The 21,909-nt window shown below is 71.9% G+C and carries 17 protein-coding genes; 6 read left to right on the top strand and 11 right to left on the bottom strand.

The genetic code is table 11. From position 1 onward, the window contains the following. The 4 genes from SMD20_RS43000 to nrdR form a co-directional block, all read right to left on the bottom strand. Window positions 1–459, bottom strand: a complete 459-nt coding sequence (locus SMD20_RS43000) for a MarR family winged helix-turn-helix transcriptional regulator (RefSeq protein ID WP_329592276.1) — start codon at window positions 457–459, stop codon at window positions 1–3. Next, entirely contained in the window at window positions 446–1,189 is a 744-nt protein-coding gene (locus SMD20_RS42995; protein ID WP_329592274.1) for an alpha/beta fold hydrolase, read from the bottom strand. Before SMD20_RS42995 ends, SMD20_RS43000 begins: the two co-directional genes overlap by 14 nt. Window positions 1,190–1,398: 209 nt before the next feature. Further along, window positions 1,399–4,242 carry a vitamin B12-dependent ribonucleotide reductase gene (locus SMD20_RS42990; protein WP_329592273.1) on the bottom strand — a complete coding sequence of 948 codons (2,844 nt, stop codon included), beginning with the start codon at window positions 4,240–4,242 and terminating at the stop codon, window positions 1,399–1,401. Next, window positions 4,239–4,694, bottom strand: coding sequence for a transcriptional regulator NrdR (nrdR, locus tag SMD20_RS42985; protein WP_329592271.1), 456 nt, complete (start codon window positions 4,692–4,694; stop codon window positions 4,239–4,241). The genes SMD20_RS42990 and nrdR overlap by 4 nt, the downstream gene beginning before the upstream one ends. Before the next feature lie 2,106 nt (window positions 4,695–6,800). On the opposite strand from nrdR, the gene lexA reads away from it, so the two are divergent. Beyond that, window positions 6,801–7,508, top strand: a complete 708-nt coding sequence (gene lexA, locus SMD20_RS42980; protein WP_329592269.1) for a transcriptional repressor LexA — start codon at window positions 6,801–6,803, stop codon at window positions 7,506–7,508. A 434-nt stretch (window positions 7,509–7,942) separates the two neighbouring features. Here lexA and SMD20_RS42975 read toward each other — a convergent pair whose 3' ends face one another. From SMD20_RS42975 to SMD20_RS42965, 3 genes are all read right to left on the bottom strand, one after another. Beyond that, window positions 7,943–8,254, bottom strand: coding sequence for an ArsR/SmtB family transcription factor (locus SMD20_RS42975; RefSeq protein WP_329592267.1), 312 nt, complete (start codon window positions 8,252–8,254; stop codon window positions 7,943–7,945). Next, window positions 8,251–8,721 (bottom strand): SRPBCC family protein, encoded by a 471-nt coding sequence (locus SMD20_RS42970; protein WP_329592265.1) that lies wholly within the window; start codon window positions 8,719–8,721, stop codon window positions 8,251–8,253. Before SMD20_RS42970 ends, SMD20_RS42975 begins: the two co-directional genes overlap by 4 nt. Window positions 8,722–8,800: 79 nt before the next feature. Continuing rightward, complete coding sequence (locus SMD20_RS42965; protein WP_329592263.1) at window positions 8,801–9,412, bottom strand: TetR/AcrR family transcriptional regulator; 612 nt, start codon at window positions 9,410–9,412, stop codon at window positions 8,801–8,803. A 219-nt stretch (window positions 9,413–9,631) separates the two neighbouring features. Here SMD20_RS42965 and groL point away from each other — a divergent pair, with 219 nt between their 5' ends. The 4 genes from groL to SMD20_RS42945 are packed head-to-tail and all read left to right on the top strand — an operon-like array spanning window position 9,632 to window position 14,206. Then, window positions 9,632–11,257, top strand: a complete 1,626-nt coding sequence (groL, locus tag SMD20_RS42960) for a chaperonin GroEL (RefSeq protein WP_329592261.1) — start codon at window positions 9,632–9,634, stop codon at window positions 11,255–11,257. 51 nt (window positions 11,258–11,308) lie between these two features. Next, window positions 11,309–12,244, top strand: a complete 936-nt coding sequence (locus SMD20_RS42955; protein WP_329592259.1) for an aldo/keto reductase — start codon at window positions 11,309–11,311, stop codon at window positions 12,242–12,244. Further along, window positions 12,150–12,896, top strand: coding sequence for an alpha/beta fold hydrolase (locus SMD20_RS48535; RefSeq protein WP_442942576.1), 747 nt, complete (start codon window positions 12,150–12,152; stop codon window positions 12,894–12,896). Before SMD20_RS42955 ends, SMD20_RS48535 begins: the two co-directional genes overlap by 95 nt. After that, the gene (locus tag SMD20_RS42945) at window positions 12,893–14,206 is read left to right on the top strand and encodes an MFS transporter (RefSeq protein ID WP_329592257.1); all 1,314 of its coding nucleotides are present in this window, start codon (window positions 12,893–12,895) and stop codon (window positions 14,204–14,206) included. Before SMD20_RS48535 ends, SMD20_RS42945 begins: the two co-directional genes overlap by 4 nt. A 37-nt stretch (window positions 14,207–14,243) precedes the next feature. Here the strand turns inward: SMD20_RS42945 and SMD20_RS42940 are convergent, their stop codons facing one another. The 3 genes from SMD20_RS42940 to SMD20_RS42930 form a co-directional block, all read right to left on the bottom strand. Continuing rightward, entirely contained in the window at window positions 14,244–15,461 is a 1,218-nt protein-coding gene (locus SMD20_RS42940; RefSeq protein WP_329592255.1) for an aminopeptidase, read from the bottom strand. Continuing rightward, complete coding sequence (locus SMD20_RS42935; RefSeq protein WP_329592253.1) at window positions 15,442–16,581, bottom strand: MFS transporter; 1,140 nt, start codon at window positions 16,579–16,581, stop codon at window positions 15,442–15,444. The genes SMD20_RS42940 and SMD20_RS42935 overlap by 20 nt, the downstream gene beginning before the upstream one ends. Before the next feature lie 84 nt (window positions 16,582–16,665). Continuing rightward, entirely contained in the window at window positions 16,666–17,508 is an 843-nt protein-coding gene (locus tag SMD20_RS42930; protein WP_329592251.1) for an aminoglycoside adenylyltransferase domain-containing protein, read from the bottom strand. Between the two features lie 163 nt (window positions 17,509–17,671). Between SMD20_RS42930 and SMD20_RS42925 the strand changes: the two genes are divergently transcribed. Further along, window positions 17,672–18,682 (top strand): MalY/PatB family protein, encoded by a 1,011-nt coding sequence (locus SMD20_RS42925; protein WP_329592249.1) that lies wholly within the window; start codon window positions 17,672–17,674, stop codon window positions 18,680–18,682. Window positions 18,683–18,735: 53 nt separating this feature from the next. Here the strand turns inward: SMD20_RS42925 and SMD20_RS42920 are convergent, their stop codons facing one another. After that, complete coding sequence (locus tag SMD20_RS42920; protein ID WP_329592246.1) at window positions 18,736–21,888, bottom strand: S41 family peptidase; 3,153 nt, start codon at window positions 21,886–21,888, stop codon at window positions 18,736–18,738. Window positions 21,889–21,909: the final 21 nt, after the last annotated feature.

The following is a 21,909-nucleotide window of genomic DNA, read 5'->3' as shown; positions in this document are numbered from 1 at the left end:
TCAGGGGCGGCGGGCGCGGCGGGCGAGCGCCTGCCCCGCTGGCAGGTCGCCGACGAAGGCGCGCAGGAAGCCGAGGACCGGCTCCAGGTCACGCCCCTCGGCGGCGGCGTCGATGGACCGGTAGAGCTCCTCCTCGATCTCCGCGATCCGCCGCCCCAGCCGGGCCCCCTCCTCGGTCAGGGACAGCTCGACGGCGCGGCGGTCGTACGCGGGCACGTCCCGCCGGACGAGGCCGACCGTGACCAGCCGGTCGGCGAGGCGGCTCGGGCTGTTGCCGCTCTCGCAGACCAGCAGCTCGCCGAGGCCGTTGAGGCTGAGCGGGCCGCGTTCGCCCAGGACGCGGATGACCTCGGCCTGGGACGGCGTCACCCCGAGCGGCCGCAGGGCCTGGGCGAGCAGCCGGTTGCCCTCCCGCTGCGCGGCCAGGATCAGGTAGCGCAGCTCCTCAGCGGCCCGCATGCGCCACCTCGCCGACCCTGGCCAGGAACTCCTCGACCGCCCGCGCGTACGTCACCGGATGCGTGAACCGGAACATGTGCCCGGTGCGTTCCAGCACCACCTCGCGGGCGTCCGGGATGCCGGTCCGCATGATCCCGGCCGCTTCCGGGCCGATCAGCTCGTCGTGGGACGGCGTGACGATCAGCGTGGGCACCTCCACCCGGCCGAGCCGGTCGGTGTGGTCGGCGGCGAGCGCCGCCGTGACCCGGGCCCCGAACGACGCCGCCGGTGTGTTGTCCAGGAAGAGCCGCCGGCTGTCGGCCGCGCTCCAGGGCACCTGCCCCTCCCCGTCGTGCGGCGAGGACAGCCGCCGGGCGTGCGCCCGCAGCACGACCTGCCGGTACAGCCCGCCCCGCAGCCTGCCCATGATCCGCATCGCCCCCTTCCAGAACGGCGAGGACACGGGATCGGCGGCGAACCCGCCCGACATCACCAGGCCCCGCAGCCCGGCCGGCCGGCGTACGGCGAGGGCGAGCGCGATGTTCGCCCCGAACGAGTCGCCGACCAGCACGTAGTCGTCGAGGTCCGCGACCTGCGCCGCGAGGTGGTCGGCGTAGACCTCCATGTCGTCCACCCCTTCGGGCAGCCGGTACGTGCGCAGCGGCCGGTGCGCCAGCGGAGCGAGCCGCCCGAGCTCCCACGGAGCACCCGAGAAGCAGGGGACGAAGACCAGTGTGGGTTCATATGCCATGCCTAATTAATGACACAACATAGATGTCGTGTCAAATATCGGGATGAACGAAGGCCAACGCCCCTGATCACGGGACGTCGGCCTGACGCTCCTACCCTCGACGGCCGGGCTCCTCCGGGCCAGGTGGACCCGGAGGAGGCGACCATCGTTCATCGGGCGTCAGCGGCTCGCCCGAGCCTGGGCCCGGTCGCCGCGTCCGCCATCACCCCTCAGCTGCAGCCGCTGGTGGAGCCGCAGCCCTCGCAGACGTAGCAACTGCCCGCAGGACGCATCTTGGTGCCGCAGGTCATGCAGAGCGGAGCGTCGGCGACGAAGCGCTGGTGGCTCTCCAGCGTCAGCTCCTGACCCGCCGCCGCCGGCTCCGGTTCGGCCTTCTTGGGCTTCTGCTTCTCCTCGATCGGCGCCGACTGGGCCAGCGCCTCGCGGTCCACCGCCTCCTGCAGCGCCGCAGGGTCCTCCCCGCGCTGCTGCGCGGCCCGCTCCGCCGCCGAGAACAGGCCGAGGGCGGCCCGCTCGTCGTACGGCAGGTAGTCGAGGGCCAGGCGGCGGAAGATGTAGTCCATGACGGACGCGGCCATCCGGATGTCCGGGTCGTCCGTCATGCCGGCCGGCTCGAAGCGCATGTTGACGAACTTGGAGACGTACGTCTCCAGCGGCACGCCGTACTGGAGCCCTATCGAGATCGCGACCGAGAAGGCGTCCATGACGCCCGCCAGCGTCGACCCCTGCTTGGACATCTTGAGGAACACCTCGCCGAGCCCGTCGTCGGGGTAGGACGAGGCGGTCATGTAGCCCTTGGCGCCGCCCACCGTGAAGCGGGTGGTGGTGCTCGGCCGCTGGTTGGGCATGCGCCGGCGGGTCGGCCGGTTGACCTCGATGACCTTGATCTCCGGCTCGGCGACCTCGGCGACCTCGGCGGCCGGCTCCTCCTTCTTGGCGCCGTTGCCCACAGAGAGCGGCTGGCCGACCTTGCAGTTGTCGCGGTAGACGGCCAGGGCCTTCAGGCCGAGCTTCCAGCCCTCCATGTAGACCTGCGCGATGTCGTCGATCGTCGCCGACTCGGGCAGGTTGACCGTCTTGGAGATCGCGCCGGACAGGAACGGCTGCGTGGCCGCCATCATCCGCACGTGCCCCATGGGAGCGATCGCCCGCTCGCCCATCGCGCAGTCGAACACCTCGTAGTGCTCCTGGCGCAGCCCCGGAGCGTCGACGACGTGGCCGTGCTCGGCGATGTACTCGACGATGGCCTCGATCTGCTCCTGCTGGTAGCCGAGCAGCTTGAGCGCCCGCGGGATCGTCTGGTTGACGATCTGCATGGACCCGCCGCCGACGAGCTTCTTGAACTTGACCAGCGCCAGGTCCGGCTCGATGCCGGTCGTGTCGCAGTCCATCATGAGGCCGATCGTGCCCGTGGGGGCGAGCAGGCTGGCCTGGGCGTTGCGGTAGCCGTTCTTCTCGCCCAGCTTGAGGCACTCCGACCACTCGCGCGACGCCTCGGTGTGGATCGTGGCGTCCATGATGCCGACCGTGCGCAGGCTGTCGTTCGCCGCGGCGTGCTTGCGCATGACGCGCTTGTGCGGCTCGGCGTTCCTGGCGTAGCCCTCGTACGCCCCCACGACCCCGGCCAGCTCGGCGCTGCGCCGGTAGGACACACCGGTCATCAGGGACGTGATCGCCGCGGCCACGGCACGGCCGCCGTCGGAGTCGTAGGCGTGGCCGGTCGCCATGAGCAGCGCGCCCAGGTTGGCGTAGCCGATGCCGAGCTGCCGGTAGGCCCGCGTCGTCTCGCCGATCTTCTCGGTCGGGAAGTCGGCGAACGAGATCGAGATGTCCATCGCGGTGATGATCAGCTCGGTCAGCTTGACGAAGCCGGCGACGTCGAAGGTGTTGTCGTCCTTCAGGAACTTCAGCAGGTTGATGCTGGCCAGGTTGCAGGAGGAGTTGTCCAGGTGGACGTACTCGCTGCACGGGTTGCTGGCGGTGATGCGGCCGGTCTCGGGGGTGGTGTGCCAGTCGTTGATCGTGTCGTCGTACTGGACGCCGGGGTCGGCGCACTCCCAGGCGGCCTTGGCCATCTTCTGGAACAGGTCCCTGGCCTCGATCTCCTCGATGACCTCGCCGGTGAGACGGGCGCGCAGGCCGAACTTGTCGCCCTTCTCCACCGCGCGCATGAACTCGTCGGAGACGCGCACGGAGTTGTTGGCGTTCTGGTACTGGACGGAGACGATGTCCTTGCCGCCCAGGTCCATGTCGAAGCCGGCGTCGCGCAGCGCGCGGACCTTGTCCTCCTCGCGCGCCTTGGTCTCGATGAACTCCTCGATGTCGGGGTGGTCGACGTCGAGGACGACCATCTTGGCCGCCCGGCGGGTCGCGCCGCCCGACTTGATCGTGCCCGCCGAGGCGTCCGCGCCGCGCATGAAGCTCACCGGGCCGCTGGCGGTGCCACCGCTGCTGAGCAGTTCCTTGGACGAGCGGATCCGGGACAGGTTGACCCCCGACCCCGAGCCGCCCTTGAAGATCACGCCTTCTTCCTTGTACCAATCCAGGATCGACTCCATAGTGTCGTCCACGGAGAGGATGAAGCACGCGCTCACCTGCTGCGGCGACTGCGTCCCCACGTTGAACCACACGGGCGAGTTGAACGCGAACACCTGGTGCGCCAGGGCGTGCTTCAGCTCGTGGTCGAAGATCTCGGCGTCCTCGTCACTGGCGAAGTAGCCGTGCTCGATGCCCGTACGGGTGTAGACGCCCACGACCCGGTCGATCAGCTGCTTCAGGCTCCACTCGCGCTGCGGCGTGCCCACCGCGCCGCGGAAGTACTTGGTGGTCACGATGTTGGCCGCGTTGACCGACCAGAACTCGGGGAACTCGACGCCCCGCTGCTCGAAGTTCACCGAGCCGTCGCGCCAGTTGGTCATGACGACGTCGCGGCGCTCCCACTGGATCTCGTCATACGGGTGCACACCGGGCTTGGTGAAGATCCGCTTCATCTTCAGTCCCTTGCGCGGACGCTTGCCCCCGCGTGCCACTGAACCGCTGGCCGTCTCCGTCACGACTCCCCCTTCTCCGCCTTCAACTGCCTGATCTCGGCCTCGAAGTCCGCCAGGCTCTCGAAACCGCGGTACACCGATGCGAACCGCAGGTAGGCCACCTCGTCGAGGTCCCGCAGCGGGCCCAGGATGGCCAGGCCCACCTCGTTGGACGGGATCTCGGCCGCGCCCTTGGCCCTGATGGCCTCCTCCACCCGCTGCCCGAGCTGAGCCAGTGAATCCTCACTGACCGGCCTGCCCTGGCACGCCCGCCGCACGCCCGCGACGACCTTGTCCCGTGAGAACGGCTCCGTCACCCCGCTGCGTTTGCTCACCATGAGCAGTACGGTCTCCTGGGTGGTGAAGCGGCGCCCGCATTCGGGACACGTGCGGCGCCTCCTGATGGCCCCGCCGTCGTCCGTGGAGCGGCTGTCGATGACCCTGGTGTCAGGGTGGCGACAGAACGGACAGTGCACGCGCTCGCCTCCTGGACCGGCCACCACAACGCGCCGCCGAACCGCCGTGACGGGACGCTCGCGCACACCCCATGGAGAACCATGGAGCGGTCACGAAAACACAAGGTGTGGTGAACTACATCGGTGTAACTACTAGATGTTGTGGTCCAACCGTAGAAGCGCGCGACCATGAACGCAAGTTGAGCGACACCGCCCGACCGAAGTCGCTGATCAGCACCCGCGCACCCGGAGGCGCCCGGCGTGTCGTGTCGGAGGGCGTCACATCCCTTGCTGACCGCCACGGTCGTGAACAAACCTCACAACGGTACCGGACACCTCAGCCTGCCCGGTCGCCTCGCCGCTTCCCCTGGCCAAAGGCCCTTTTATGGCGTGAGACCGGTCCGAAAAAAGGCGAAGGGCGCGGACGAATCCGCTGCACGGCGACCAGGCCCCGCCGGCGCGGCGTGGCATGGCGTGGCGGCCGTCAAGGCCGCGCCGGCGGAGAGCGGCCGACCAACTGCACGGGGGTCTGGCCCCGCCGATCCGGCCCCGCCGGTCCGGCCCCGCCAATCCGGCCCCGCCGGTCCGGCCCCGCCAATCCGGCCCCGCCGGCGGTGCGGCAGCGGCGCGGCAGCGGACCGCCGACTCCAGGGCGAGGACTCGACACTCACCACCCGACGCCGCCGTGGAAAGCGTTGAGGGGGCCCGCGACCGCCACGCACCATCCCGAGACGTCACTCGGCGGATCACCGCCGAGCGCCGTCCCCGAGGCACCGCCGTACTCCTACGAACTCCTCAGCGCCTCGCCTTCATGAACCACCACCGAGAAGAGCGCGGCGCGCCCAGGCACAGGGGCCTGCACTGCCGCATGACCGGCCGCCCGGGTGCCGAGCCAGAACCCGCCGAGCGACAACAACACCATCGCCACGACCACCACGGCCCGCCCGCGTCGCGTCAACCGCACCGGCGGCGCCGCCGCCTCCGCCCGCCGTCGAGCCCCGCCCAGCCGGCCGCGCCGCTCCCGCGAACGTCCGGCTCCCCCAGCCGTACGCCCCCATCGCTCCCCCGGGCCCGCGGTGACACCACTCCCAGCCAAGGAGAGCCGACGCCCACCGGACGCACCGCGCGCCGGGGCCGAGGCCGGGAGGACGACACCCCGTCCAGCCGCCTCGCGGCCACCAGGCGCCGCCCGCCTTCTACGGGACTTGATCGCATCCTGCGGCGACACGGTTTCGCCCTGCCTGACGCGGCGGGGGCGTCTCAGGCCGAGGCGGAATCGTCTGCCGGTTCCAGGCCCTCCCCGACCCGTACCGGCCTTCGATCCTCGCCGTCCCTCGCTCTGAGCACCCTGCTCCTCCCGCCGTTGAGCTCCGGGCCCGTCGGCAGCGTCCCCTCCCGAGCCCTGGCCGAGGGTGGGAGCGCCGTCCGGTCGCCTCGGGGCGGGTATGCGGCGGCCCGCCGGCGGCCCTCGCCGCACCGCCTTCAACGAGCCGCGGGTTTCTGAGGAGCCCTCGGCTCCTGGACGGCGACGTTCGGAGGCCCGTCGGCGGCCGTCGCGCCCGAGGGGCGGCTCCTCGCAGGCGCCGTCCCCGTCCGGGCGGGGCGGGGGCACCAGGCGCAGCCGGGGCCTCCCCTGCCCTGGGCCCCCGTCGCCGCGAACGGCGTCAAAACCGGCGTCTCGGGCGGCACCGTCACCCTGGCCGGATGAAGGGCCACCGCGCCTTCCCGAACCACCCGGAGGGAACCCCAACCTCTTGCCGGAATTTCCGCGGGACCCGGCTTCCGCCCGCGTATTGTCTGGACGTCGGTCCTTGCTCTGTGTGACATCGGCGATGAGCGTGAGGCGTTTGGCGTCTTCGCTGGTCGTGTCCGTGTTTGTGGTCGTTCGCATGGTTGACCTCCCGCCGTGTGGCCCGAGGAAAAGGCCAAATAAGATCAGCAAATCGAACACGGTGTCGATCGAACTCCCGTACGATGTTGTACACCACACTCGCGCCAATTTCGAGGAAGACTCGAACAATTGTTTGAAGATGATCTTCATTCGAGATACGGTCGCGGTGTGCGACATGAAGACCACAGAACGGGAGCTTCGCCGGTGAGGCAGGCATCCGGGCGAGGAGGAGCAGCATGACCGAGCGGGATGACACCAACGGGGTCAGCGACCTCGCGGTGCGCAGGCGCGACTCCCTGGGCCTGACGCCCAGGCAGCGCAAGATCCTGGAAGTGATCCGCGACTCGGTGCAGCAGCGCGGATATCCGCCCTCCATGCGGGAGATCGGCGAGGCCGTGCAGTTGACGAGCACCTCCAGCGTGTCTCATCAGCTGACCGCTTTGCAGCGCAAGGGCTACCTCAGGCGCGATCCGCACCGCCCCCGCGCTTTGGAGGTGCGTCTGCCGGGCGAGCCCGTGATGTGGGTCGACCCCGACGCCACCGACGAGGAGCTGACGGTCAGCCGCCCCACCGCCGCCTACGTCCCGCTCGTCGGCCGCATCGCCGCCGGTGGGCCCATCCTGGCCGAAGAGAGCGTCGAGGACGTCTTCGCGCTGCCGAAGCAGCTCGTCGGCGAAGGCACCCTGTTCCTCCTGCAGGTCGCCGGTGACTCGATGATCGACGCCGCCATCGCCGACGGCGACTGGGTCGTCGTACGCCAGCAGCCGGTCGCCGAGAGCGGCGACATCGTGGCCGCGATGATCGAGGGCGAGGCCACGGTCAAGACGTTCAAGCGCAAGGACGGGCACATCTGGCTGGTCCCCCACAACCCGAACTACGAGCCGATCCCCGGCGACGAGGCCAGCGTCCTGGGCAAGGTCGTGGCGGTTCTGCGCCGGCTCTGACGACCGGCGGGCACCGGGCGGGCGACGAACGAAGGGCCGGGGCCGGGGCACCTCGCCCGCCGCGGCACTGAGATCCTTCCTGTTCTGGCGCACACTCGAAGATGGTTGAGGCTCCCGAGGCCCGCCGGGGACCGGGGTACGGCACCGCACCGCCGACCCCGGCCCATCCATGCCCGCCCACGCCCTGGCCAGCTCGGGCCCCGGCCCGCCCACTCCCCACGCCCCACGCTCGGGACCCCTGGCCAGCTCGGGCCCTGGCCCGCCTATGCCCCGGCCCGCTCTGGCCCCTGGCCAGTTCGGTCCCCTGGCCAGCTCGGGCCCTGGCCTGCCCAGGTCCGGCCCCGGCTCTGCGCCCCCGGGCACCGCAGGGGAGATCGTCATCAGCGCCTGTTCGTCTGATCAGCCACGAGCCGGACGTGATGCCGGGATTCCGCTCAGTCGTCCGGTGTCGTGTCGAGGTGGCGTTCGAGCGCGTCAAGTCGATCGCTCCACAACCGCCGGTACGGCGCCAGCCAGGCGTCGATGTCCGCCAGCGGCTCGGGCCGCAGCCGATACCAGCGGCGCTGCGCCTCCTTGCGGACCTCGACCAGGCCGGCCTCGCGCAGCACCTTCAAGTGCTTGGACACCGCCGGCTGTGTAAGGTCCAGCCGGCCGACGAGGTCCCCGGCCAGGCGTTCGCCGTCGCGCAGCAGGTCGAGGATCTCCCGCCGCCGGGGCTCCGCCAGGACCTCGAAGGCGGTTTTCATGCCAAGGCCCGCTGATATGCGGCCTGCAGCTCGTGACTGACGGAGGCATCGGTCGGGCGGCCGTCCAGCAGGGCCTCCAGCGCGTCCAGCCCGGCATGCCAGCCGGCGCCCAGCTCGGGTGCGGCGTCAGGGTCGTCGACGATGTTCGTGAACACCAGCCGGCATCCGTCGTCGCCGTCAGGCTCCAGCTCCCAGCGCAGGATCTCCGAGCCCCACGTGTACTCCAGCAGTTTCGGCGGATCGACCCGGACGACCTCGCCCTCGCCGGCCATCGTCCCCTGCCGGTCGACGAAGGCGATCCTGGCGCCGGGAACGAGGTCGAACCGGAACCGGTCGTAGTCCAGGATCTGCACGAACCAGGCACGCAGCTGGTCGCTCTCGCTGATCGCGCGCCAGACCTTGGCCTGCGGGTGCCGGAGTCTGCGTTCGAATCGCAGGGCGACGCGGCCGTCTTCGGTCCTGTGCACCGTTCCGAGCGTGCTCATGGCTCTCCCCGGGGGTCGTAGTTGCCTGGCTAGCTATATAGCCATAGTGGCATATAAGGTGTCAAGAACGCGACCGCGGGGCCGGTGCGGGAGGAACGACACAGGCGAGGGCTTCGCGCACGACGTCGGCGAAGGAGGCGGCGCTGCCGGGGGCGAGCCAGTGCCGTCCCGCCACGCGGATGGCCCCGGCGACCGCGGCGGCGGTGACGCCAGGGAAGAGGTCACGTTCCGGGTCCATCCCCGCGCGGGCCGCGATCGCCTCGGCGAGCGGCCCCTCGGCCATGGTGAACGCCTTGAGCGCCTCGCCCTCCAGCTCCGGCGTCGACATGATCATCCGCAGTCCGGCCCTGTCGGGCTCGGGGTCGGTGTACAGCTCCAGCATGGCCGCGATGATGGCGCGATCCAGCGGCTCGTCGGCCGGCCGGGCGGCCAGCGCCTGTCCCGCACGTCTGGACTGATCCGCCTGGAAGGAGCAGATCGCCTCCTCCCGGCTGGAGAAGTAGTTGTTGTAGGTGCGCGGTGAAACCCCCGCCGCCGAGGCGATGTCCTGGACGCGCACCAGCGCCAGCCCGTGGGGCCCCTGGTCGATGGCCAGCCGGAGCGCGGCATGGCTGATCGCCTCGCGCGTGGCCTGCTTGTTGCGCGCCCGCAGGTTCATGGCGTCGTCGTTCATGACAGAACTCTACATTCATTGCGTGACGCGCACATAATGCGTGACACGCAAGATGTGGTTATAGTGTCGGCAGGCGGCCGGCAGTCAAGCCCGCCCATCGCCCACCATCCGACGCAGGCCGGGACGGCGAGGTCCCGAGGGCAGGCCGGCCGCCCTCCACGGACCGTCCGTCGCGGGCGCCGTCCCGGGCCTCCCCCATCGCAGAGCACAGGAGCAGGAATGACGTCCAAGATGATCGCATTCGACGAGGACGCCCGGCGCGGTCTCGAGCGCGGTATGAACCAGCTCGCTGACGCCGTCAAGGTGACCTTGGGCCCCAAGGGCCGCAACGTCGTGCTGGAGAAGAAGTGGGGCGCCCCCACGATCACCAACGACGGCGTGTCCATCGCCAAGGAGATCGAGCTCGAGGACCCTTGGGAGAAGATCGGCGCCGAGCTGGTCAAGGAAGTCGCCAAGAAGACGGACGACGTCGCGGGTGACGGCACCACCACCGCCACCGTGCTCGCCCAGGCGCTGGTTCGTGAGGGCCTGCGCAACGTCGCCGCCGGCGCCAACCCGATGGCCCTGAAGAAGGGCATCGAGGCCGCCGTCGAGCGCGTCAGCGAGGAGCTCTCTAAGCTGGCCAAGGACGTGGAGACCAAGGAGCAGATCGCCTCCACCGCCTCCATCTCCGCCGCCGACCCCGAGATCGGCTCGCTCATCGCCGAGGCGATGGACAAGGTCGGCAAGGAAGGCGTCATCACCGTCGAGGAGAGCAACACCTTCGGCCTGGAGCTGGAGCTCACCGAGGGCATGCGGTTCGACAAGGGCATGGTGTCGATGTACTTCGTCACCGACTCCGACCGCATGGAGGCCGTCCTCGAGGACCCCTACATCCTGATCGTCAACAGCAAGGTCTCCGCCAACAAGGACCTGCTGCCCCTGCTCGACAAGGTCGTGCAGTCCGGCAAGCCGCTGCTGATCATCGCTGAGGACGTCGAGGGCGAGGCCCTGCCGACGCTGGTCGTCAACAGGATCAAGGGCGTCCTGCGGTCGGTCGCGGTCAAGGCCCCGGGCTTCGGCGACCGCCGCAAGGCCATGCTCAACGACATCGCCATCCTCACCGGTGGCCAGGTCATCGCCGAGGAGGTCGGTCTCAAGCTCGAGAACGCCACCCTCGACCTGCTGGGCCGGGCGCGCAAGGTCGTCGTCACCAAGGACGAGACCACGATCGTCGACGGCGCCGGTGACGCCGAGCAGATCTCCGGCCGGGTCAACGAGATCCGCGCCGAGATCGAGCGCACCGACTCCGACTACGACCGCGAGAAGCTCCAGGAGCGTCTCGCCAAGCTGGCCGGCGGCGTGGCCGTCATCAAGGCCGGCGCGGCCACCGAGGTCGAGCTCAAGGAGCGCAAGCACCGCATCGAGGACGCCGTGCGCAACGCGAAGGCGGCCGTCGAGGAGGGCATCGTCCCCGGCGGTGGCGTGGCGCTGCTGCAGGCCGGCGCCAAGGCGTTCGACAAGCTGGAGCTGTCCGGCGACGAGGCCACCGGTGCCTCGATCGTCAAGAAGGCTCTGGAGGAGCCGCTCAAGCAGATCGCGGTCAACGCCGGTCTCGAGGGCGGCGTCGTGGTGGAGAAGGTCCGTAACCTCACTCCGGGCGAGGGCCTCAACGCCGCCAGCGGCGAGTACGTCAACATGTTCGAGTCGGGCATCATCGACCCGGCCAAGGTGACGCGCTCCGCGCTGCAGAACGCCGCCTCCATCGCGGCGCTCTTCCTCACCACCGAGGCTGTCATCGCCGAGAAGCCCGAGAAGACCCCCGCTGCCCCGGCCATGCCGGGCGCCGGGGACATGGACTTCTGAGCAGCCGGCCGAACGCTTCCGGAGGGCCTCGACCGAAGACAGGGTGACGACATGACACTGCCCACCGCCGACCTCGGCAGGACCGGACTCCAGGTCGGCCGCCTCGGCTACGGAGCGATGGAGCTCCGCGGACCTCGGGCATGGGGCCCGCCGGTCACCGACGATCAGGCCGGCACGCTGCTGAACGCCGTCCTCGACTCGGGGATGAACCTCATCGACACCTCACCAGACTACGGCGACGCCGAGGAGCACATCGGTCGCTGGATCTCCCACAGACGTGCGGAATTCGTCCTGTCCAGCAAGTGCGGCTGCCCGATGTCCGCGAGCGGCGACCCACGAGCACAGCCACCGCATGACTACACCAGAACGAACATCCGCGCCGGCGTCGAGCGGAGCCTGCGCCGCATGCGCACCGACCACCTCGACATCCTGATGGTCCACATGAGCCCCAGCGTCGCCGTCATGCGGAGCGAGGACACCATCGCCGAGATGCTCGCCCTCCGGGACGAGGGCACGATCCGCTTCACGGGGATGTCGGGCGAGCTGCCGCACCTTCCGGACCACATCGCGATGGGCGTGTACGACGTGTACCTCGTGCCGTACTCCCCGCTGGCCCTGTCCCACGGCGACCTCATCACCGCCGCCGCGGCCGCCGGTGCGGGAACGATCGCCCGCGGCTCGATCGCCCGGCCGCTCACGCCCCCGCCCGATGTCCTCCCGGAACCGATCCGTCGGCCGCTCGCCGACCTGCACGAACGGCTCACCGCCGCCCGGCTGGACGATCTGGCGGACGGGGCCTCGCCGATGGAGCTGCTGCTCCGCTTCCTGCTCGGCCATCCGGCTCTGGACGCGGTGCTCGTCGGCTCGACCCGGGTCGCGCACGTACAGGCCAATGTCGCAGCCGCCCGCAAGGGCCCGCTCCCACCGGACGTGTACGACGAGCTGCGCAAGCGCCTCGCGGGGCCATCGATCGCGCCGGAGGAGTGAGGAGGCCGGGATGCGAGTGGTGTTCGTCCATGGGGCGTGCGTGCGTGACGGGGCGTGGTGGTGGCATCGGGCCGCTGACGACCTGAGGAACCACGGCATCCTCAGCTCTGCTCCGCCGCTGCCGAGCTGCGGGGAGACGGGGATCGTCCCCACCGGCGAGGGGCCGACGCTGGAGGACGACGTGGCGGCCGTACGCGCGTGGCTGGCGGCGGACGAGCAGCCGGCGATCGTGGTCGGCCACAGTTATGGCGGTGTCGTGGCCGGGGCCGCGGCGCCGAGGCCGCCACACGGACGTTTCTGCAGGACTGCGACCGTGAGGCCGTGGAGCAGGCGCACGCGCGCCTGGTCCGGCAGAGCGCTGCCGTCATCACCGGGCCGGTCCAGGCCGCCGCCTGGCAACACGTCCCGTCCACCTACGTCGTGTGCGCGCAGGACAACGGCACGCCCGCCGCGGTGCAGCGCGTCCAGGCCGGGCGGGCCACCCACGTGGTCGAGGTGGCGACGGGCCATCACCCCTTCCTGTCCCGGCCGAGTGTCGTCGCCAGGCTGCTCCTTGACCTCGCCTGAGCCGGGGACGGCAGCGCCGAGCCGTTCAGGTGGACCGAGGCGAGCGGTCACGAGCGGAGCCGGCTGGGTAGCGTGCCGCGGATGAGATCAACTCCGGCCTCCAAGCCGCGGCGTCGGTTCCTCACCCTCCTGATGGCCGTTCTGCTGCTCGGTGTCACCGAAGCCATGATCGGCCCTTACATCGTCCTGTTCGGCGCGGAACGGCTCCGCTTGTCGGCACTCCAGATCGGCGTCTTCGTCTCCATGACGTCGGTGAGCGGCATGGCCGTCAGTATCCTGCTCGGCCGCCGCTACGACCGCCGGCCAGGACGCCAGCCGGCCATGCTGGCCGCGTCCCTGGCGGGGACGGGATACCTGCTGCTCCTGACCGGCCCGCCCTATCCGCTGCTGCTCCTCATCGCCGTGCTGTTCATCGGCCCGGGCAGTGCGGCGTTCCCGCAGCTGTTCGCTCTGGCCAGGAGCCACGCGGACGGGACAGCATCCGGATCAGGGGCCGGATCCGGGGCCCGCACTCCCCTGCTGCGCTCGGCGTGGTCGCTCGCCTGGGCGATCGGCCCCCTGGCGGGCGGCGCGCTGCTGGGCGGGGGCGGGTACACCGCGGTGCTCGCGGCCACCGCCGCCGGGTACTGCCTGATGGTCGTGACCGTACTCGGACTCGGCGGCAGCCCCGCGGCCGTACGGGAACCCGCCGGGACGGACAGGGGCCCGGCCGTGCCCGCGCGCGCCGCCGCGCTGCCGATCGCCGCCTTCACCCTGTTCCACACCGCGATGTTCTCGGGGGCGGTGGTGCTGCCGCTGTACGTCACCCGGGAGCTGCACGGCTCGGCCGACGTGGTCGGATGGATGTTCAGCGTCTGCGCGGCAGCCGAGATCCCCGCGGCGCTCGCCCTGCTGCTCCCCGGCCGGTGGAGCAGGCGGCGGGCGATCCTGCTCGGCATGGCGCTCATGACCGTGTACCTCGTGCTCCTCGCGATCTTCACCTCGACCGTGGCGCTGGTGCTCGTTCACCTCGCCCGAGGCGTGGCCATCGCCTTCGTGGGCGCGCTGGGCATCAGCCACATGCAGGACCTGTTCCCGCAGGCTCCCGGCCGGGCCACCACGCTGTTCGCCAACACCGCGGCGGCCGGGGCGCTGGTGTCCGGCATCGCCGCGGGCGGGATCTCCCAGGCACTCGGCTACCACGCGGCGCTGGTCTGCTGCGCCGTCGTCAGCGCCGTGGCATGGCTGCTCTTCCTGCTCGCCGGACGTCAGGCGCCGGTCGGGAAACAGCCCGTCAAGGCACAGCCGGTCAGGGCACCAGAGCCGGCCGCGGCACCAGAGCCGGCCGCGGCGCCGGAGCCCTTCCTCGGCACCGCGGCCGACGACCGTGGGCCGACTCCCTCGGACGGGTCCTGAAAGCGACGCCCACGACACGCTTCGGGCGCGGCGCCGCTCACACCTGCCATTCGTCGTCGCGCAGCAGCTCGATCGCGCCGCCGTCCTGTCCGATGCCGGTCACGGTGACCTCGGGACCGCCCACCATGAAGTCGACGTGGACGCCGGAGACGTTGACCCCGGCCGCGTCGAGCGCGGCGGCGTCCCCGGTACGCAGGCGTTCCGGCACGCCGGGAGGCAGCCCCGCGCCCCACGCCAGGTGGCAGGTGGCGTTCTCGTCCAGGAGCGTCTCAAGGTAGGTGATCCCCGATCGGCCGACCGGTGAGGTGCCGTCGACGAGCGCCAGCTCGCCCAGCCGGGCGGCGCCGGCGTCCGTCGCCTGGTGGGTGCGGACGACGTCCGCGCCGGTGCTCGCGCGGACCCGGCTCACCACGCCGGCGTTGAACGTCAGCTCCAGGTCCCGTACGACGGTGCCGTCGAGCGAGAGCGGACGGGTCGAGCGCACGGTGCCCTCGACCCGCCGGTAGTCGGGCGTGGTGAACACCTCTTCCGTGGGGAAGTTCGCCTGGAACACGTGCCCGCGGACCGATTCCAGCCGTGCCGCGGTCCAGAGCGCGCCGGGCAGCAGGCCGATGGTCAGGTCGGTGCCCGGTCCCTCGAAGCGGACGGCGTCCAGGCGCATCGCGGTGAGGGTCTCGGCGCGTTCGAGCAGGTCGGCGAGGCGTTGCTGCCAGGCCGCGCGGGGGTCGGGCCGGTCCAGGCGCAGGATGGGGCGAAGGTGCTGCCACAGCCGGGCCTCGTCGGGCTCGCCGAAGATCGCCTGAGCCCATTCCGCCGTCGGGCACGGGACCATGACCCAGCGGACGAGGTTGCCGAGCTGGAGCCGCTGCCTGGACGTCAGGTGCGGCATGCGGTCGCGGCCGGCCCTGACCGGGTCCTGCCCGGCGAGCAGGTCCGGCGCGGCGGCGCCGCGGATGTTGACCAGGATCCCGCAGTGGCGGGCCAGTTCCTCGTTGCGGGCGTCCAGCCAGGACGGCACCTCGTGCAGGGTCGCGGCGTCCGCGTGCCGGACGCGGGAGCGTTTGGCGTGGGGGTCGAAGTACCAGATGTCGACATAGCGGGCGCCCCTGGCGTACGCCGCCTCGGTCAGGGCGCGGGCCAGCGGGGCGTGCTCGATCTCGGCGTTGATCAGCACGCGGTCGCCGGCGGCGACCGGCACGGCGACGTCGAAGACGACCTCGGCGTAGCCGGCCAGATCAGCGGACGGGATGGTCATGACGTTCTCCTCGGGTGGGATGAAGGGACAGGAGCAGCGGCGCCAGGCCCGCCACGCAGGCGGCGAGGGCGAATCCCTGGGCCAGGCCGTGGGACTGTGCGACGGCGCCGAGCGCGAGGGCCGCGCTCAGGAACCCCAGGTCGAAGAAGGCTGTGGTGGTGGCCACCGCCGAGCCGCGCTGCCCGGCGGGCACGCCGGTCACCGCCATCGTCAGGAACGCCGGGAGGCCGAGCGCCTGCCCGGCCGCCAGCACGGCCGTGGCCCACAGCGCCCCCGCGACGGTGGGCCACGCGACGAACATGACCAGCCCCGCGGCGGTCAGCAGCAGCGCGGCGGTCGCCGTCCTGCCCGCCGGTATCCGGGCGAGCGCCCGATGGCCGCCCACCCGTACGGCGAGCAGCACGCAGCCGTAGACCAGGAAGTGCGGGCCGCTGCCGCCGCCCAGCGCGGCCAGGTGCAGCGGCAGGAAGGCGCTGAAGGCGGTGTATCCCCACACCGACGCCCAGTACGCCAGCCCCGGCACCAGTCCTGCCCGGTGGACGCCCGTGCCGGAGCGGCGGTGCTCGCCGGCGGCGGCTCCGTCGCGGCCGTCCCGGGCGCCGGTCAGGAACAGGCAGGCGGCGAAGGCGATGGCGGCCACGGCCGCGGACGCCGCCCACACGGCGCGCGGGCCGGCCAGGGCGGCGACCGCCGCGGCGATCGGCGCGCCGGCGAGCAGGCCCGCGTTGACCGCGACGGAGAAGCCGTTGAGCGCCGGGCCCGGACGGTCGTGGTCACTGGCCGCGGCGGCCAGGCCGACGTACATCAGTGCCTCGCCGACGCCCGCGACGGCGCGGCAGGCCAGGAACGACGGCACGCTGCCCGTCCAGGGCACGGCCCCGGACGTGAGCGCCAGCAGCGCGGCGCCGGCCGCCGCGGCGAACCTGCGGCCGCGCCGGTCCGCCAGCCGGCCCGCGAGGGGCCGGGCGAGGACCGCGCACACCGCCGTGACCGCCAGGCAGGCGCCGACCACGGCGGGGCCCTGGCCGAGAACGCCGGTGACGTGGACGGGGATGGCGGGGATGAGCAGGCCGAGTGACAGGAAACACCCGCCTGCGCAGAACAGCAGGAGGCGCGTCATCGCGACCGAGGCTTCACGCTTTCCCAAGACATGTTGGGATAATAGCTTTCCCAAGACCTGTTGGAAAGGTCTGGGCGACGTGTCCTACCGTGCCGCGTACAGCGCGTGTGCGGCCTCGATCGCCTGGCCGGCGAAGGCCAGCACGTCCCTGCGGCGATCGAAGGGCGAGTCGTACAGCGAGCGCCGGGGAGTGCCGAAGTGCTCGCCGAGCCCCGACAGCAGGCCGCCGAACGTCGGCCGCGCGTCGTCCTCCTCGCGCAGCCGCAGCGCCTCGCGCACCACGCGCTGCCAGCGCTCGGGGAACGCCGCCAGCGCGTGCCGGGCCGCGCCCGTCTTCGAGGTGACCTCGCCGGTGGCCAGCGTGTAGTGCAGCCGGGAGACGCCGGTGACGATCCAGACGGTGGCGTACCCGCCGAGCGCCGCGAGCCCCCACGGGCGCACCGGGCTGGCGGCCCGCCTCACCAGGCGGCGCCAGTAGCGGTCGAGGTTGTCGTCGGCCCACGCCGCGAGTACGTCTGGATCGCTCCAGATGTCGAACTCGCCGGGCTTGGGACCACGGCAAGTGACGCCGTGCCGCGCGAGGGTGTGCCAGGTGACCGGGTTGACGCCGCGGCGCGGCTCGAACCGGCCGGCCTGCGCCCCGGGCCGGGCGTCCAGCCGGCAGGGGTTGCCGCGGAGGTCGTCCCAGGTGAGATAGACGCCCTCGAACGGGTGGGCGCCGAGGCTCGTGTGGATGCGGGCGAGCACGTCCACGGGCGGGGCGGCCGAGGTCACCGCCACGAAGTCCACGTCGCTCGTGGCGGGGTGGTAGTCGTCGAGGGCCGCCGAGCCCTCCAGGTAGAGCCCTTCGATCAGGCCGGGAGCCGCCGCGTCGGCCAGCGACAGGTACGTCTCGACGATCGCCTCGATCTTCGGGTGGGGGGTCATGGCCGCCCAGCCTGCCACAGGTCGCGACACCACCTCAGGGCAATGCAAATCCTAGAATGCCTAGGTGAATAGGGCATACAGCATAGAAGACCTCAAAGCACGAAACGATGGCTTCAAATGGTCGAAAGCTGAGGCCGGAGTCATTCCAGCCTGGATCGCCGACATGGACCTGCCCACCGCCCCGGCGGTCATCGAGGCCCTGCACCGGCGCGCCGGCGGCGACCTCGGCTACCCGACCTGGCTGGACCAGCCGAACGCGGGCCCCCTGGCGGAGGCGTTCGGCGAGCGGATGGCCGCCCGCCACGGCTGGTCCCCCGACATCTCCCACGTCCGCGTCTTCTCCGACGTCAACCAGGCACTCCAGGTGCTGCTGCACCTCTGGACCCGGCCGGGCGACGGCGTGGCCCTGCACACTCCCGCCTACCACCCGTTCCTCGGGACGATGGAGGTCATGGAGCGGCCGGTGCGCCCGATCCAGGCCGAGCCGGACGGCGACTCGTGGCGCTTCGCCATCCCCGACCTGACCGGCTGCCGGGTGCTCCTGCTGGTCAACCCGCACAATCCGACCGGCCGCGTGCTCACCCGCGCGGAGCTGGAGGAGCTGGCCGAACTGGCCGAGCGTCACGACCTGCTCGTCATCGCCGACGAGATCCACGCCGACCTGACCTTCGCGCCGCACCGGCACATCCCGTTCGCCACGATCGCCCCGCATCGTACGGTGACGCTCACCTCCGCCACGAAGGCGTTCAACCTGGGCGGCATCCGCTGCTCGGTCGCCCACCTGGGCCATGACGGCGTACGCAAGGCGCTGGAGGCGCAGCCGCCCTTCCTGTTCGGCTCGCCGGGCCTGTTCGGCGTCGAGGCGACGGTCGCCGCCTGGCGGCACGGGGACGACTGGCTGGAGGAGGTCCGGGCGCTGCTGGACCGCAACCGGCGGGCCATCGCCGAACGGCTGCCGGCGACGTTCGGCTACCGGATGCCGGAGGCCACGTACCTGGCCTGGCTGCACACGGGGCGGGCCGGGATGGCGGAGGTCGTCGAACGCGAGGCCAAGGTCATGCTCTCGGACGGGGCCGCGTTCGGGCCGGGCGGCGCGGAGTACGTCCGGCTGAACTTCGCCACCTCCGAGCCCGTCCTCGCCGAGATCCTGGACCGGCTGTCCCGCCTCGCCTGACCCCGGCTACCGGCCCGCCTCGAAAGGAGGCGGGCCGGCCAGACGAGAGCCGGTCAGGCCAGGGGCGGGAGCTCGGGCGGCGTGGCGGCGGGGTGCTCGTCGAGGGCGGCGAGCGCCAGCTCGACCGCCCGGTCGAGCTGCGGGTCCCGCCCGGCGACCCGGTCCTGCGGCGTGGTGACCACCTCGACGTCGGGATCGACGCCGTGGTTCTCCACCCCCCAGCCGTGCCCTTCCAGCCAGAACGAGTACCGCGGCTGGGTGACCCGGGTGCCGTCCACGAGGTGGTAGCGACCGTCGATGCCGATCACGCCGCCCCACGTACGGGTGCCGACGAGCGGCCCGAGGCCGCGGATCTTGATCCCGGCGCTGACGATGTCGCCGTCGGAGCCGGCGAACTCGTCGGTGACGGCCACGACCGGGCCGCGCGGCGAGTCGACCGGGTAGCGGCTCGGCTCGAACCCGCGGGCCCGCACCCAGCCGGTGACCTTGCGGCTGAGCTTCTCCAGCACCAGCTCGGACAGGTGCCCGCCGCCGTTGTCCCGCAGGTCCACGACGAGCCCGTCATGGGACATCTCGGTACGCAGGTCGCGGTGGAACTGCGCCCATCCGGAGGCCACCATGTCCGGCACGTGCAGGTAGCCGAGCCGCCCGCCGGAGAGCTCCCGGACGCGGGCCCGGCAGCTCTCCACCCAGTCGTGGTAACGCAGCGCGGTCTCGTCGGCGAGGGGGCTCACCACGACCCGGCGGGTCTCGCCGCCGGAACCCGGCCGTACGGTCAGCTCCACCGGCTGGTTGGCGGTGCCGGCGAGCAGGGCGAGCGGGCCGCGTACCGGATCGACCGGACGCCCGCCGACGGCGACGATGGCGTCTCCGGGGCGGACGGCGACGCCGGGGGCGAGCAGCGGCGAGCGGGCCTCGTGGTCGGAGGACTCGCCGGCGAGGATGCGCTGGACCCGCCACACGCCGTCGGCGTCCTTGGCGAGGTCGGCGCCGAGCAGGCCCTGGCGGCGGCGCGGGTCGGAGCCGCCGGCGGGGGCGGTGGCGTAGGCGTGGGAGGTGCCGAGCTCGCCCTGGACCTCCCAGAGCAGGTCGATCAGCTCGGTGTGGGCGCCGAGGCGCTCGGCCAGCGGCGCGTAGCGGTCGAGCACGGCCTGCCAGTCGACGCCGTTCATGTCCTCGCGCCAGTAGTGGTCGCGCATGAGCCGGCCGGCCTCGCGGTAGCCCTGCCGCCACTCGGCGACGGGGTCGAGCTGCACCGTGATCCGGTCGAGGTCGATGGTGACGACCTCGTCGCCCTCGCTCGCGGCGCGGGTCTGCAGGCCGTTCTTGCCGTGGATGACCAGGCGGGTGCCGTCGCCGCTGACCTCGAACGAGCGGATCTCCTTGCCGAGCTCGCCCTTGGCGCGCTTCTTGAGGTCGTAGCGCTCCAGCACGGTCTCGTGGGGCGCGTCGCTGCCGTCGCCGAGCTGCCCGGCGAGCGGGTGGCGCAGCCACAGCAGGGCGTCCTTTGCAGTGCGCAGGTTGCCGTAGCGGCCGGCGGGCACCGGTACGGGCACCACGCGCGAGCCGAGGCCCTCGGGGTCCACCTCGGTCCTGGGCGGCGTGTCGTCCTTGGAGGACTTGTCATCCTTGCCGGGCTTGTCATCCTCGCCGTTGAAGCCGCGGCCCTGGAGCGAGGGGTCGAACGGCGAGGGCGTGTCCGCCTTCAGCGGCACCAGGTACGGCCGGCACGCCTGCGGGAACGACATGTCGAACACGTGCGCGTCGTAGACGGGATCGAAGGTGCGCATCGACAGGAAGGCCAGATGCTTGCCGTCCCGGGTGAACATCGGGTCGTAGTCGGCGAAGCGCACCGGCGTCACCTCGATCACGGAGGTGCCGTCCACCCGGCCCATCCTGATCTGCGACAGCGGCTCCTGGTGCGGATGGACCCAGGCCAGCCAGGAGGAGTCGGGCGAGAACGTCAGCCCGCTGAGGTCGCCGTACGAGGTGCGGTCCAGCTCGCGCAGGGCGCCCGACTCCAGGTCCACGACCAGCAGCCGCCCGTCGTGGGTGGCCACGGCGGCGTGCTTGCCGTCGGGCGCCGCCTCCAGCTCCAGCACCCGCCCGAGCTGCCCGGCCGCCAGCGTGCGGACCTCGCCGCCGGGCGTGCCGACCTCCAGCCCGTCCTCGCCGCTGGCGTCGGACACCCAGATGGCGTGGCCGTCGGCGTTCAGCACGCGCGGCAGCCGTACGCGGACGCCGGGCTCGGCGCGCAGCGTGCCGGCGGGGCCGTCGCGGTGGGCGACCCAGTGGGCGGTGCCGCGGATCTCGACGGCGCTGGCCCGGCCGGTGGCGTCCGGCGCGTACGAGCCGACCCGCAGCGGCGCCGGCCGCCTGGCCCGGCCGGGACGCGGCCCGCCGAGCCGGATGTCGAGCGGGCGCGGCTCGGCGTCCAGGCTCTCCAGCAGCCACAGGTCGCCGGCGTGGCTGTAGACGATCCGCGTGCCGTCGCCCGTGGCGTGCCGGGCGTAGAACTCCTCGTGCGCGGTGTGCCGGCGCAGGTCGGTGCCGTCGGGCAGGGCGGAGTAGAGGTTGCCGACGCCGTCGGTGTCGGCGAGGAAGACCAGCCGGTCGCCGATCCAGTTGACGGCCCAGTGCTGGGCGGGGTTGTCGGCGAACAGCCGGGCGAACTCGCCGTCGCCGTTCGCGTCCACCCAGATCTTGGCGGCCGTGCCGCCCCGGTAGCGCTTCCACTGCGACGGCTCGCGCCAGATGGGCGAGACGGTGGCGACCCGGTCGCCGGAGACCGCGACCTCGCTGACCCAGCCGTACGGCAGCCGCTCGGCCGGCCCGGCGTCGAGCGGCACCGCGTAGGCCCAGGTCCGGCTGCGTGAACCCTCCCCGGTCGAGCTGACGGCGAGGACCCGCCCGTCGTCGCTCCAGCCGCACACCCGGGTCTTGGCGCTGCCCCAGAAGGTCAGCCGCTCGCCCTCGGGTCCGTCGACCTCGGCCGCGAACACCTCGGGCGCGCCTTCCCTGCCGCCGGTCCACGCGATGCGGGTGCCGTCGGGCGAGAACCGCGGCTCGCTCACGGGCACGCGGTCGGCGGTGAAGCGCCAGGCGCGTCCGCCGCTGAGGGGGGCGAGCCAGATGTCGTCGTCGGCGACGAAGGTGACCAGGTCACCGTGGAGGTGCGGATATCTGAGGTATGCGCCATTTGTCACAGCTGCACACTAGTGCGCGAC

The organism is Nonomuraea sp. LP-02 (assembly GCF_036289125.1).
GTDB classification, from domain to species: domain Bacteria; phylum Actinomycetota; class Actinomycetes; order Streptosporangiales; family Streptosporangiaceae; genus Nonomuraea; species Nonomuraea bangladeshensis.
This window is presented reverse-complemented; position numbering and strand designations above follow the sequence as displayed.